This is a genomic window from Chelatococcus daeguensis, assembly GCF_001887265.1.
GTDB lineage: Bacteria > Pseudomonadota > Alphaproteobacteria > Rhizobiales > Beijerinckiaceae > Chelatococcus_A > Chelatococcus_A sambhunathii.
Genome location: NZ_CP018095.1, coordinates 2,471,193 through 2,483,915, shown reverse-complemented (window position 1 = coordinate 2,483,915; position 12,723 = coordinate 2,471,193). Strand labels below are relative to the sequence as shown.

The 12,723-nt window shown below is 68.1% G+C and carries 15 protein-coding genes; 5 read left to right on the top strand and 10 right to left on the bottom strand.

Translation table 11 applies throughout. From position 1 onward, the window contains the following. Positions 1 to 9 precede the first annotated feature (9 nt). Complete coding sequence (gene msrA, locus BOQ54_RS11830) at positions 10 to 618, top strand: peptide-methionine (S)-S-oxide reductase MsrA (RefSeq protein WP_055457303.1); 609 nt, start codon at positions 10 to 12, stop codon at positions 616 to 618. A 5-nt stretch (positions 619 to 623) separates the two neighbouring features. On the opposite strand, the gene BOQ54_RS11825 is transcribed toward msrA, so the two are convergent. Both BOQ54_RS11825 and BOQ54_RS11820 read right to left on the bottom strand, forming a co-directional pair. Then, a complete protein-coding gene (locus BOQ54_RS11825; RefSeq protein ID WP_055457302.1) occupies positions 624 to 1,847 on the bottom strand; it encodes an FAD-dependent monooxygenase in 1,224 nt (407 codons plus the stop codon). A gap of 18 nt (positions 1,848 to 1,865) precedes the next feature. Further along, positions 1,866 to 2,120 (bottom strand): zinc-finger domain-containing protein, encoded by a 255-nt coding sequence (locus BOQ54_RS11820; RefSeq protein WP_055457301.1) that lies wholly within the window; start codon positions 2,118 to 2,120, stop codon positions 1,866 to 1,868. Positions 2,121 to 2,328: 208 nt separating this feature from the next. Here BOQ54_RS11820 and BOQ54_RS11815 point away from each other — a divergent pair, with 208 nt between their 5' ends. After that, positions 2,329 to 3,099: an alpha/beta fold hydrolase gene (locus BOQ54_RS11815; RefSeq protein ID WP_055457300.1), complete on the top strand. Its 771-nt coding sequence runs from the start codon at positions 2,329 to 2,331 to the stop codon at positions 3,097 to 3,099. A 149-nt stretch (positions 3,100 to 3,248) separates the two neighbouring features. Here BOQ54_RS11815 and BOQ54_RS11810 read toward each other — a convergent pair whose 3' ends face one another. Together BOQ54_RS11810 and BOQ54_RS11805 are read right to left on the bottom strand one after the other, a co-directional pair. Further along, positions 3,249 to 3,683, bottom strand: a complete 435-nt coding sequence (locus BOQ54_RS11810; RefSeq protein WP_071924488.1) for an NUDIX hydrolase — start codon at positions 3,681 to 3,683, stop codon at positions 3,249 to 3,251. A gap of 10 nt (positions 3,684 to 3,693) precedes the next feature. Continuing rightward, positions 3,694 to 4,494, bottom strand: a complete 801-nt coding sequence (locus BOQ54_RS11805) for an enoyl-CoA hydratase (RefSeq protein WP_071923957.1) — start codon at positions 4,492 to 4,494, stop codon at positions 3,694 to 3,696. A gap of 282 nt (positions 4,495 to 4,776) precedes the next feature. On the opposite strand from BOQ54_RS11805, the gene cysE reads away from it, so the two are divergent. Then, entirely contained in the window at positions 4,777 to 5,616 is an 840-nt protein-coding gene (gene cysE / locus BOQ54_RS11800; protein ID WP_055457297.1) for a serine O-acetyltransferase, read from the top strand. A gap of 79 nt (positions 5,617 to 5,695) precedes the next feature. After that, positions 5,696 to 5,908, top strand: coding sequence for a DUF3126 family protein (locus BOQ54_RS11795; RefSeq protein WP_055457296.1), 213 nt, complete (start codon positions 5,696 to 5,698; stop codon positions 5,906 to 5,908). 64 nt (positions 5,909 to 5,972) lie between these two features. On the opposite strand, the gene BOQ54_RS11790 is transcribed toward BOQ54_RS11795, so the two are convergent. Further along, positions 5,973 to 6,584, bottom strand: coding sequence for a hypothetical protein (locus tag BOQ54_RS11790; protein WP_145979760.1), 612 nt, complete (start codon positions 6,582 to 6,584; stop codon positions 5,973 to 5,975). Positions 6,585 to 6,817: 233 nt separating this feature from the next. Between BOQ54_RS11790 and BOQ54_RS11785 the strand changes: the two genes are divergently transcribed. Beyond that, positions 6,818 to 7,348 carry a gamma carbonic anhydrase family protein gene (locus tag BOQ54_RS11785; protein WP_071924487.1) on the top strand — a complete coding sequence of 177 codons (531 nt, stop codon included), beginning with the start codon at positions 6,818 to 6,820 and terminating at the stop codon, positions 7,346 to 7,348. A gap of 6 nt (positions 7,349 to 7,354) precedes the next feature. Here BOQ54_RS11785 and recQ read toward each other — a convergent pair whose 3' ends face one another. The 5 genes from recQ to BOQ54_RS11760 all read right to left on the bottom strand — a co-directional run bounded on the left by recQ (position 7,355) and on the right by BOQ54_RS11760 (position 12,408). Further along, entirely contained in the window at positions 7,355 to 9,166 is a 1,812-nt protein-coding gene (gene recQ / locus BOQ54_RS11780; protein ID WP_055457294.1) for a DNA helicase RecQ, read from the bottom strand. 86 nt (positions 9,167 to 9,252) lie between these two features. Then, positions 9,253 to 9,918, bottom strand: a complete 666-nt coding sequence (locus tag BOQ54_RS11775; RefSeq protein ID WP_055457293.1) for a transglutaminase-like cysteine peptidase — start codon at positions 9,916 to 9,918, stop codon at positions 9,253 to 9,255. A gap of 158 nt (positions 9,919 to 10,076) precedes the next feature. Next, a complete protein-coding gene (locus tag BOQ54_RS11770; protein WP_055457292.1) occupies positions 10,077 to 10,691 on the bottom strand; it encodes a transglutaminase-like cysteine peptidase in 615 nt (204 codons plus the stop codon). A gap of 335 nt (positions 10,692 to 11,026) precedes the next feature. Continuing rightward, a complete protein-coding gene (locus tag BOQ54_RS11765) occupies positions 11,027 to 11,647 on the bottom strand; it encodes a PilZ domain-containing protein (protein WP_055457291.1) in 621 nt (206 codons plus the stop codon). Positions 11,648 to 11,820: 173 nt separating this feature from the next. Continuing rightward, positions 11,821 to 12,408, bottom strand: a complete 588-nt coding sequence (locus tag BOQ54_RS11760; RefSeq protein ID WP_055457290.1) for a PAS domain-containing protein — start codon at positions 12,406 to 12,408, stop codon at positions 11,821 to 11,823. Between the last annotated feature and the right edge of the window lie 315 nt (positions 12,409 to 12,723).

The window sequence follows — 12,723 nt, the reverse complement described above, 5'->3', positions numbered from 1 at the left end:
GGTGGCGACATGCGTTCCTTTGCTCTCGGTCCCCTCTTTCTTAGCCTGGCCCTCGTTTTCGGCGCCCCGGCAGCGGCTGTTGCGCAAGACGGGGAGGGCGGCGCGAGCGCCATCTTCGCCGGCGGCTGCTTCTGGTGCATGGAGCCGCCCTTCGACGCCGTGCCGGGCGTGACGGCGACGATCTCCGGCTATATCGGCGGGCGAACGCCGAACCCGACTTATAACGAAGTCTCCTCGGGCCGGACCGGCCACAAGGAGGCGGTGAGGGTGGTGTACGACCCTTCGCGCGTCACCTACGAGCAATTGCTCGCCATCTTCTGGCGCAACATCGATCCCCATGACGCGCGGGGCCAGTTCTGTGACAGGGGCGACCAGTATACCTCGGCGATCTTTGTCGCCTCGCCCGAGCAGCGCCAGGCGGCCGAGGCCTCGCTCAGGGCGGTGAGCGCGCGGCTCAACGGGCGCGTCGTCACCGAGATCCTGCCGGCCGCGACCTTCCATCCGGCCGAGGATTACCACCAGAACTATTACCGCAAGAACGCGGCAAAATATAAGTATTACCGCTTCGCCTGCGGCCGCGACCGGCGGCTCGAGGAGGTGTGGGGCCCGGCCTCCTGATCCCTTCAGGCCGCGCTCAACCGGGCGTCGCGCCGCTGCGGTGGCTCCCATCCGTAAAGCCAGGCGTAGCGCGCCAGCATCGCCTCGCCGCTCAGGCGCGACATGACGAGGTTGCGCATGAGCGAGAGCGGGGCCGGCATGTGGTAGACGCGCCCGTTCTCGCGTGCCGCCTGCTGCACGCGCACGGCCCGCGCCTGTCGGGCGGTCTCGTAGGCGCGCAAGGCGGCCGGTACATCGTCCGGCTTGCTGGCGAGGGCATCGGCGAGAACGGCCGCATCCTCGATGGCGAGCGCGCCGCCCTGGGCGAGAAAGGGCAGCACCGGGTGGGCTGCATCGCCGAGGAGTGTGACCGGTCCTCGGCCCCAGGGGCGCGGCGGCGGCAGGTCGAAGAGGGACCACACGCGCCAGTCGAGCGGCCGGGCTGCGATGGCGCTGAGCGTGGGCACGGCGCGGCCGAGGTGCTGCGCCACATCGGCCTCATGGGCCTTGCTGTTCCACTCGTTCACCGAGCCATTCGCCCGTGCGACGAGGACGATATTGACCAGGCGGCCGCGGCTGACCGGATAGTGAACGAGGTGCATGCCGCGGCCGAGCCACAGCCCCGTGACGTTGCCGGCCATCTCCTCCGGCACTTCGCCGGCCGGGATGGTGGCGCGCCAGGCGGCATAGCCGCGATAGACGGGCTTGCGTTTGTCCCCGAGCGCCGCGCGCACCGATGACCAGATGCCGTCGGCGCCGACGGCGAGGCCGGCCTCACGCTCCTCGCTCGCGCCGCCGGCGGTCTCGACGGCGAGGCGCGCCTTGTTCCCATCGACCGTGACCGCGGTGACCTTGCGGCCGACGGCCATGCGGATATTCGGCTCGCCGCGCGCGGCGTCGAGCAGCAGGGTGTGCAGGTCGGCTCGGTGGATCACCCAATAGGGCGCGCCGAAGCGCGCGCGCATCGCCTCGCCAAGGGGCATCGTCGCAAGCCGGCGGCCGGACGACAGCGAGCGGACGACCAACTCATCGGGCGTCACCGCATGGCGTGCGAGCGCCGGGGCGAGGCCAAGCGCAACGAGCACGCGGCTGGCATTGGGCGAGAGCTGGATGCCCGCACCAGCCTCCTCGAGCGTGGTGCGCCGCTCGAGCAGCGTGACGGCTCGGCCCTGGCGGGCGAGAAGGAGTGCCGCGGTCAGGCCGCCGATGCCGGCGCCGACGACGACGGCCGGTGGCGTGCTCTCAGGCATGATCGGGCTCCGCGGGCCTCAGGCGGCCGTTGCGGCTTCCGCGTGCCACAGGCAGTCGGCCGGCTCGCTTTCCTCGGCCTTGAGCGTTGCCTTGTAGCGGTAGAGCGTCGAGCAATAGGGGCAGACGATCTCGTTGTCGTCGCCCATATCGAGGAAGACGTGGGGATGGTCGAAGGGCGGCTTGGCCCCGATGCACATGAACTCGTGCACGCCGACGTGGATGACGGCGACGCCCGTATCATTGTGGAAGTGGGGGACGGATTTCGCGGCCATTGCCCTTGACCTCATCTTGGCGGATCAGCGATTTGCGGCGCACCATAGAGCATGGCGCGAAAAAGTGGAGACCGGTTTTTCGCCTGCGACCTGCGACAAATGAATAACCTGTCGCTTGCCCAGCGCTGGCCGACCCCCGCCCGCGGCATGCGTTCACCCGATGGAAACCCGTGGCCGCTATGGGTGGGGGCTGCAGAGCGAGAGAGACATGCATTTCTTCAGTTCCGACGGCGTCCGCCTCGCCTATGTCGACGTCCCCGCGCACGAGGGCGAGGGGCGCCCCGTCATCCTGGTGCACGGCTTCGCCTCGAACCATTCGGTCAACTGGGTGAACACGCTGTGGACGACGACGCTGGCGCGCGCCGGGCGGCGCGTCATCGCGCTCGACAACCGCGGCCACGGGCAGAGCGAGAAGCTCTACGAGCCGTCCGCCTATCATTCCGACGTCATGGCCGAGGACGTGCGGCGGCTGATGGACCATCTCGACCTCGCCGAGGCGGATGTCGTCGGCTATTCCATGGGCGCGCGCATCACGGCGCATCTCGCGCTGCGCCATCCGGGCCGCGTGCGCTCGGCCGTGCTCGGCGGACTCGGCATTCATCTCATCCAGGGCGTCGGCCTGCCGCTCGGCATCGCCGATGCGATGGAGGCGCCTTCGCTCGATGGGCTGAGGGATCCGATGCAGCGCCTGTTCCGCGCCTTCGCGGAGCAGACGAAGAGCGACCTCAAGGCGCTCGCAGCCTGCATCCGCGGTTCGCGCCAGACATTGACACGCGAGGAGGTGGGTAGGATCGCGGTGCCGGTGCTCGTCGCCGTCGGCACCAACGATCCCATCGCCGGCTCGCCGCATGAGCTTGCAGCGCTCCTGCCACATGGCCGGGCGCTCGACATTCCCGGTCGGGATCACAACCTTGCGGTGGGCGACAAGGTGCACAAGCAGGGCGTCGTCGCGTTCCTCGCCGAGCAGGACGAGGCGTGAGGGCAAGAAGCGGAATCTTCTGAATCGCTTGCCGGGGGAAGCTCAGGTGGCGATTCCGGCGCTTGAGAAACGGATTCAGCGGCCTCGCGTATTGAATCCGGAACTTGAGAAATTGAATCAGCTGATGGCCGTGTGGCTCGCAAGCCGATTCAGCGGACGATGCCAAGGTCCTGAGCGGGAATGGTTTTTGCAAGCAGCGGCAGAACCTTGTCGCGGATCAGGCTGGCGAGAGGCCAGCGGTCGGCCTCGTGCAAGGGGAGCCATGACAGTTCCGCGATTTCGGCAGCGGCGCGCGGCGTGCCTGCGAGATGCACGGCAAAGAGATGGGCGATGACATCGGTGTCCGGCTCGTTGGCGGCGGGCGCCGTGAAGACGCCGAGCGAGTGGAGGGTGCCGGGCTGCGGTGCGACGCTGAGTTCCTCGGCGAGCTCGCGCGCGAGGGCGGCCTCCGGCGCTTCGCCGGGTTCGATCTTGCCGCCGGGCTGGATGAAGATGTCGCTGCCGTGCTTGCGCACGAGGAGAAGGCGCCCCTTTTCGTCGCGCACGGCCGCCACGGCGATCCTGAGACACTTGCGGTTCGTCACCGTCCTCACCTCATCGTCCGGTGAACTGCGGGGATCGTTTGCCCAGGAAGGCGGCACAGCCTTCAGCATAGTCGGCGCTGGCGAAGCAGGCATCCGCCAGGGCCTGGAGGTCGTTCGGCGTGCCAGCGCCAGGCAGGCCCGCAGCCGTGGCGACGGCCGCCTTCGCGGCGCGGATGGTCAGCGGCGCATTCACGGCGATGGTCTCGGCAAGACCTGCGGCCGCGCGCTCGATGTCGCCGGCGGGCACCACCTTCTGGACGAGGCCGAGGGTGAGCGCCTCCGCCGCCTCGATGCGGCGGGCGGTGAAGATGAGGTCCTTGGCGGCGGCCGCGCCGATGGCGGCGACAATCATGCCCATGCCGGCCGGCGGATAACCGACGCCGAGCCGCGCGGCGGGAATGGCGAAGACGGCATCGTCGGCGGCAATGCGCAGGTCGCAGGCCAGCGCGATGCCGAGCCCGCCGCCGAGGCAGAAGCCGCGGATCAGGGCCAGCACCGGCTTCGGACAGGCGGCGACGGCCTCGAAGGCGGCGAGATTCGCCGCCTCGTAGGCGCGCCCGCCCTCCGGGCTCGCGCGGAGAGAGCCGAACTCGCCGATGTCGGCGCCGGCTGTGAAGGCGACGTCGCCCGCGCCGCGGATGATGACGACGCGCACGTCGTCGTCGGCACCGAGGGTCGTCATGACCTGCGGGAAGGCGCGCCAGGTGGCGAAATCGATGGCGTTGCGGCGCGCCTCGTTATCGATGGTCATTGTGGCGATGCCGGAGGCGACCGACAGGCGCAGGCTGTGGGAGGCGACGGGGGATGGCATCGGCAGGTCCTCGCTCACTGATCCTGGCTTGCATATCGGGCCGACTCGGCGGTTCGAACGATCATATAGGCTGACGCTCCTGCGGCGCGATCCGCGCGATATCGTCCGCGCGCTCGAGGCGGCGAACCGGTGACCTGCCGCTCGCGTCCTGCGACGATACAATCTGCCGCGCGACCCTTCCGCATGCCCCTTGGCGTGCCGACCATGGCGCCCTAACTTAAGCGCACCTTGCGGTGGGGCCGAGCTGTCCGGCCGTGGGCGCGCAACGACGAGGAGACGAGCATGGCCCCCGGTCAGACGAAGGCGAGCGAGCACAGGCGCCACGGTCTCGAGGCGGTCGATCCGGTGTGGACGCGGCTGCGCGAGGAGGCCGAGGCGGTGGTGGCACGCGAGCCGGAGCTTGCCGGCTTCGTCATCGCCACCATCCTCAACCACGAGACACTGGAATCGGCGATCATCCACCGTGTCGCCTCGCGGCTCGACCATGACGTGGTTTCGAGCGAGCTCATCAGCCAGGTCTTTACTGCCGCAATCGCAGATTCGCCGGAGATCGGCGAGGCCTTCCGGGCCGATATCGTCGCTGTCGCCGACCGTGACCCGGCCTGCACGCGGCTGATCGAGCCTGTGCTCTATTTCAAGGGCTTCCACGCCATCCAGACCTACCGGCTGGCCCACTGGCTGTGGCAGCAGGGACGGCGCGACTTCGCGCTTTACCTGCAGAGCCGATCGTCCGAGGTGTTCCAGACGGACATCAACCCCGCTGCCCGCATCGGCAAGGGCATCTTCCTCGACCATGCCACGGGGCTCGTCGTCGGCCAGACAGCCGTCGTCGAGGACAATGTGTCGATCCTGCAGGGCGTCACCCTAGGGGGCACGGGCAAGGAGCGCGGCGACCGCCATCCCAAGATTCGTCAGGGCGTCCTGATCGGCGCCGGCGCCAAGATCCTCGGCAATATCGAGGTAGGGCAGTGCGCCCGTGTGGCCGCCGGCTCGGTCGTTTTGCACGCGGTGCCGCGCAACACGACGGTCGCGGGCGTGCCGGCGCGGGTCGTCGGCACCGCCGGCTGTGCCGAGCCGGCGCGCAGCATGGACCAGATCCTCGCCGAGAAGTTGGGGGATTGAGGGCCTTCGCTCTTGCCCGTGGGCCTTGTTCCATGGCAAGCGGGGCCCTTCCGAAGACCCGAACACGAGAGGCGGCGCCATGGACAAGAACGAACTTGCCAAAGTCGAGCGGTTTCTGCGCCGCACCTTCGCCAATGCCGGCATTCGCGTCGTTGCGCGCCCGCGCAAGACCGACTCGGCGGAGGTCTATATCGGGGAAGAGTTCGTCGGTGTGCTCTTCCTCGACGACGAGGACGGCGACAAGTCCTACAGCTTCCAGATGGCGATCCTCGACGCCGATCTCGAGGACTGAGCCGGCAAGGCCACCAAGAAGGGCGCGCCCGGCGACCGGCGCGCCCTTTTTCGTTGTCGGGTCGTCATTGCGACTCGGGCGGCGGCGACATGATCGCGATGAGCCGTTCGGCGCTGGCGCCGAGCCGGGGCCAGTCGGCGAGGCGTTCGGAGTCGAAGCGGAGCATGACGTCGATGCCGGCAAGTCGCATCACCGTGGTACAGAGCGGAGCGACGATGCCCGTCGCGCCTGCGCGCGTGCAACGGGCGAAGAAACGCCGTCCGTCGGGCGGGGCGAGGTAAAGCTCCTCGCCCGCGTAGGGCGTGCCAGGGCGGAAGCGGCGCAGCACGAGGCCGCCGGGGCCGGGCCAGGTCTCGGGCGCGAGAAAACGCAAGTAGAGCTTCGCCGGCCGCTCGGCAGGGTCGAGCGCCGCGTCCGCCGGGACGAGGGTGACAGTCACGATTTCTGCATCGCTGGCGGCAGCGGTGCCCGGCCAGGGGATGGCGAGATCGAGCCGGGGTACTGTGCCGCCCGACCGGTCCATCGTCTCGCGCAGCCAGGATGCGGGCACGCTCAGCGCGTGACCGGCGAGTTCGTAGCCGATGCGGGCTGGAGCAGGTTTCTCCGGGGCAGCAGGACGAAGGAAGAAGATGCCGGCCAGCACGGCGGCGCCCGCGGCCGCCGCGGCGAGCGACAAGCACAGCAGGATCGAAAGCCGGCGGGCAACAACGGAGAAAAGCCTTTCTGCTGCAAGGACCATGGTTGACGTGATCTCCAGACCACCGGACGGCGGCTGCGGCCAAATTGCGCCATCTTGCCTAAAGCCGCGTTAACCAAGCCCGGCACCGCTGTCCTTCCCAACAGGAGAGGACGGGCTTGACGGGCGGCTTCCGGCGGGCCCTCCTTGCGCCATCGACTGTGGAGACCGTGATGCCCGTCTATGCCCTTGGCGATCTCAGCCCCGAATTGCCCGCCGCCGATCGTTTCTGGATCGCGCCCGATGCGCATGTGATCGGCCGCGTCCGGCTCGGTGACGAGGTCGGGGTGTGGTTCGGCGCCGTGCTGCGCGGCGACAACGAGCTGATCGACATCGGCGACCGCAGCAACATTCAGGAAGGCGCCATGCTGCACACGGACATGGGCTTTCCGCTCACCGTGGGGCCGGATTGCACCATCGGCCACCACGCCATCCTGCACGGCTGCCGCATCGGCGCTTCAACCCTCATCGGCATGGGCGCCACGGTGCTCAACGGCGCGCGCATCGGCAACAATTGCCTCGTCGGCGCCAACGCGCTCGTCACTGAGGGCAGGGAGTTTCCCGACGGCTCGCTCATCGTCGGCGCACCGGCCCGGGCCGTGCGCGCCCTCGACGAGAAGACCCTCGCCGGGCTCAGGCTGTCGGCCATGGGCTATGTCGGCAACTGGCGCCGGTTCGCGGCGGGGCTGAAGCGGCTCGACTGAGCGTGTTCAGCGTGCCTCGGCCGCATGCGCCGTGATGACCTCGAGAAAGGCCTCGGCATAGCGGGTGAGCTTCGACTCGCCGACGCCGGAGATGGCCGCGAGATCGGAGCGGGTGCGCGGCATGCGGGCCGCCATGTCCTGCAGCGTACGGTCGTGGAAGATGACGTAGGGCGGAACGTTCTGCTCCTTCGCCAATTCGAGGCGCCGCGCGCGCAGCTTCTCGAAGAGCTCGCGGTCCCCATCCGGCAGCGCCGTGACCGCCTGCCGACGCGCCGCCTTCCGGCCGCCAGGCTGCGGCTTCTTCAGCGCCCGCAGCATGATCGAGGATCGTTCGCGCAGGAAGCGCGCTCCCTTGGCGGAGATGGCGAGGCTGCCATGCCCGGCGACGTCGACGGTCACGAGGCCGTGGGCGACGAGCTGGCGGATGATGGAGCGCCACTGGTTGCGGTCGAACTCCCGGCCGATGCCGTAGGTGGAGAGCTTGTCGTGCCCGAGCCGCTCGATGCGCTCGTCCTCCTCGCCCAGGAGCACGGCGACGACATGGCCCTGGCCGAAGCGTTCGCCAGTGCGGTGGATGCATGAGAGCAGCTTCTGGGCGGCGATGGTGCCGTCGAAGGTCTCCGGCGGGTCGAGACAGACGTCGCAATTGCCGCAAGGCGGACAGTCGTCGCCAAAATAGCGCAACAAGACCTGGCGGCGGCACTGGCAAGATTCGGCGAAGCCGAGCAATGCGTCGAGCTTGCGGTGCTCCATGCGCTTGCGCTCCGCGGGGGCGTCGGATTCGTCGATGAAGCGGCGGCGCAGCGCCATGTCCTCGGCGCCGTAGAGCATGAGCGTCTCGGCGGGCAGCCCGTCGCGGCCGGCGCGGCCGGTCTCCTGGTAATAGGCCTCGATGCTGGCCGGCAGGTCGACATGCAGCACGAAACGCACGTCCGGCTTGTCGATACCCATGCCGAAGGCGATCGTGGCCACCATGACGAGGCCCTCGCCGTGCTGGAAGCGGCGCTGGTTGGCCTCGCGCGCTGCCATGTCCATACCGGCGTGATAGGCGAGGGCGGTGAAGCCGTGGGCGTTGAGCGTCGCCGCCACTTCCTCGGTCTTGCGCTTTGACAGGCAGTAGACGATGCCGCTCTCGCCCTTGCGTGCGGCGAGGAAGCGCAGCAGCTGCTGGGTCGTGCCCTGTTTCTCGGCGACGCCGTAGCGGATGTTGGGCCTGTCGAAGCCAGCGACGAAGCTGTTCCCGGCACCGATGGCGAGATGGGCAACGATCTCCTCGCGTGTCGGGGCGTCGGCCGTGGCCGTAAGAGCCATGCGCGGCACCTCCGGGAAGAGGTCGATCAGCACGTCGAGCGCGCGGTACTCGGGCCGGAAGTCGTGCCCCCATTGCGAGAGGCAATGGGCCTCGTCGATGGCGATGAGGGACAGGGGAACGGCCTTCAGCCGCTCGAGCGTCTCGGGCCTGAGCAGGGTCTCCGGCGCCATGTACAGGAGGTCGATCTTTCCGCGCCCCACCTCGTGCCAGAGCTCGTCCTTCTCCGCGCCCCAGATGCGCGAGTTGAGCGCAGCCGCCCGCACGCCCGCCTGGCGCAGCGTCGCGACCTGGTCTTCCATCAGCGCGATGAGGGGCGAGACGACGAGCCCGGTGCCGCGGCGTACCAGCGCCGGAATCTGGTAGCACAGCGACTTGCCGCCGCCGGTGGGCATCAGCACGAAGGCGTTCCGTCCGGCGATCACGTGGTCGATGATCGCCGCCTGGCGTCCGCGGAAGGCGCCATAGCCATAGACGGTCTTGAGGATATCGAGGGGCTGGGCTGACAAGGCGCGAGTCGCTGGAGGCGAGAGGGAGGTGCCTTGCTAGCCGATTTTCGCCGGCGGCGCACGTGGCCGCCGGCCGTCAGGCCGTGTCAGCGCGCCGCAGCGGTGGCCGTGCCGGCATCGGGCTGGCCAAGGGCGACCCAATGCATCGTGTCCTGCTGCGACTGGCGCTTGATGAAGCGGTAGCCGGTCGCCGTCCACGAGAGGATCGAATCGCGCTTGTTGTCGAGGATGAAGTCGCCGCGGGTGGTGCGCACGGTCAGCACCGCATGGCCGTCGCCGACCTCGTCCCGCACCACGGTGATCAGCAGGGCGCGGGCAGGGAAGCCCCGCTCGATGAGGAGCTTGCGCTTCATGAGCACATAATCCTCACAGTCGCCCTTGCCGTCGACCGGCAGGTCCCACGATTCCTCGACGCCCCAGTGTTCCATGTCTGTTACGGGTGTGATCGAACGGTTCACGTCGAGGTTGATGCGGACGATGTCGTGCCAGTCCGATCGGTCGAGGTCGATGATGCTGGGGCCGCCCGCGTCATCGGTGCATTCGCTCCAGTTCGTGCGGCAGAAGGCAAGCCAGCCGACCGGCGGGCGGGCCATCGTGCGCTCGATGGCAGAGGAAGCGTCGGGGAGATTGACTTCAAGCTGGCGGGCCTGGGAAACGGAAGCCGTCTTGCGCGTATCGGCCTCGGCCGTGGCAGCCAGCGAAACGAGACACAAGGCTGCAAGCGCCAGAATGACGGAGGTACGCGAACCCATCGACCGCCCCAACCCCTTTAAGACTTCGTTTACCTTTTCACAGGCGGGGGTGATGCCGCAAGGCAGCGCAGGCGTCAACGTCTCATCAAGGTTAACATTTGTTCATGGCTGTGGTTTTCGAGGCACGCAGCGCCGGCCTCGCAAGGCCGGCAGGGTCGTCAGCGCGGACTCGCCGTCATCTCGGAGCCCTGGTGGCCGAGGGAGGTCCAGCCGGCGAAATCCTGGCTCTCGCGCTTCACGAAGACATAGCCGGTGGCGAGCCAGGGCAGGACGGCGTCGCGCTTGTTGTCGAGGATCAGGTCGCCCCGGTCGGTGCGCACCATCAGCACGGCATGGCCCTCGCCGTTCTCGTCGATGACGACGGCAAGGCGCAGCGCCCGCCGGGGCAGGCCAGCCTCGGCGAGCAACCGGCGCTTCAGCAGCGCGTAGTCCTCGCAATCGCCCCTGCCGCTGTCGGGATAGTTCCAGCTTTCGACGACGCCCCACTGCTCCTCGTCGGTCTGCGGCACGATGGCGCCGTTGACCTTGCGATTGATGGCGGTCAGCAGCCGCCACCGGCGGGCATCGAGGTCGATCTGCGCCTCTTCCTGCCGGTCGACGGCGCAATCGGCCGGGTGCATGCTGCAGAATTGCAGCCAGCCGACCGGCGGGCGGGCGAGGCCGTGCTCGGCGGCTGCTGGCGTCGGCTCCGGCCGCTGCCCGTACGCCAGGGCACCGTCCGCCGCGACGGCGCCGGCGAGGATGAGGACCAATGCGACGATAGGATTTTTCATTGTCGCCTCCCAATTCGTCGGGAGACATCTTAGGGCAGCAAAATCCATCGACATTCAATAAAACAAACGTAATTTTACAGATATACGGGCCATTAACGCATGTTTTGTTAAGTAAATCGAGGATTAATTCAATTTCAGCGCATTTTATCGAGGCCGTCCACCCGACGGTGACAATAGGAGAGCGCCCTCTTCCAGCGTCCGGGCCGGGCTTATCCCGGCCATCCACGCCTCCCGGCTTGTGCGCGATTTCATGGCGTGGATGCCCGCGACGAGCGCGGGAATGACGGCGGAGGGCGGCTGGACGATTGCCTTCGCGGCACCCCGGCGGCGTACCATCAGAGCTCGATCGTCTCGTCGAAGTCTTGCTCGGGGAGCGGCACGAGGAATTCCACGGCGAAGCCGCCTTCGAAGTGGCGCATGACGCGGCCTTCGGTGCGGCCGAGCGTGACCATCGTCCCGACCGCCGGGGCGGCGGCAGATGAAACGGCGGCGCCGGACAGCGAAATGTCGATGATGCGCACCGTCTGGCGGTCGCCACCGGCGATTGCCATCGTCGTCAACTGCCGGTTGGGCACGATGCGCTCGTGGCGGCGATCCTCGGGCAGCCCAAGCGTGTCGCGGTGCACCAGCCACATCAGCTGGGTCGCGATCTTCTCGCGCTTGCGTGGTGTCGCGGTGAAGCGCACGGCAAAGCCGTTGTCGATATGGCGGGTCACCTCGCCTTCGAGGCGGCCGATCTGCTCGAGATAGATGATGACCCGGTCACCGATGGCGCCAGGTGTCGGAGCTACGAGGCTGACGCCGCCGGGCGACATGTCCAGCGTCTGGCACGGATACTCCTGCTTGTCCGGCAGCATGTAGCGGCCGACGAGCGTGACCGGCACCCGCTGATGGCGCCGTCGATCCTGCTTGTTGGCACGCAAGGCAATAGTTGTCGGTGAAATCGGCCGTGCCATCGTGTCGAAATACCAAGCTGCGGAGAATCAGCCAGCGGACGAGTACAATAGATACTTGATCCCCGACGATCCATGAAGCGCCGAAAGCGCGTGAACAGTCATGCGCTCTTGTCTTGCGCGAAGCTGTTGCCCTTCGGGACGACAGCGCTGCGGTCCGCCCTTCGGCCGGGGGGTCAGCCCCGCCCGCCGCGAAAGACCATCAGATGACCGCGGCGGTCCTGAACGGCGCCCGCCACGGCCGGGCGGTCGGTTCCTTCCGGCCAGAGGACCCGCGCCGAGGTGAAGGCGAGGGGAGGAAGAGGAGCGAGACCGAGCCAGTCGGGTGGGGCTGCAGGCGAGAGCGCGCCGAGCATGCGGGCATGGGTCTTGCCGCGATAGCGCAGCGGCAGGAGCATGAGTTCCAGGTCGAGCGGTTGCCCCGACGAGGCAGGCGCTGCCGGGTGCGGACGCGCCTCGGCACCGGCGACGACGCCTGCCTGGTTGTCGAGGACGAGGGCGATGGCGCGCCGGCTCTCATGGCGGCTGTCCTCGTGCCAGAGGGAGGTGAAGGCACGCCCCTTGAGATCCTCCCCGACGAGGCTGCACAGCCGCGCGCCGGCCAAGCGGAATAGGGGCTCGCCGCCGTCAATGTCCAGGATGAAGGTGTCGCCCAGGATGTGGCGGATCTCGCCAGGCGCGATCTCTCCCCGCTCGGGCGCTGCTCGCTCCCCGCGCAGGCGGTTCCAGTAGTCGTAGAGTGCGCGGCTCGTCACATGTTTCATTTTGACCCGCTGTCGTCCCGGCTCCGTGCGCGACCGTGCGGCGCACCGGCGGGAGGGGAGTGGCGAGCGGCGCGTGGTTGTGCCGTTTCCTCCCAGCCCGGCACGGTTGCCGACATCATGTTCTCGAGAATGCAGCACCCGTGCCAGGGATGGGGAGAGGTGCCCGACGTTTACCTTTCGTTAGGGTTAATCGTTCCTTGCCGTTGCCCCTTGTGGGCCAGCGCGTCATGCTCCGGACCATGCGGCAAGCGGTCTTCCGGCCCTGCCAGCAGGAGCGTCGAACGAGATGCCGGGTGATTGCCACGGCACGGGACA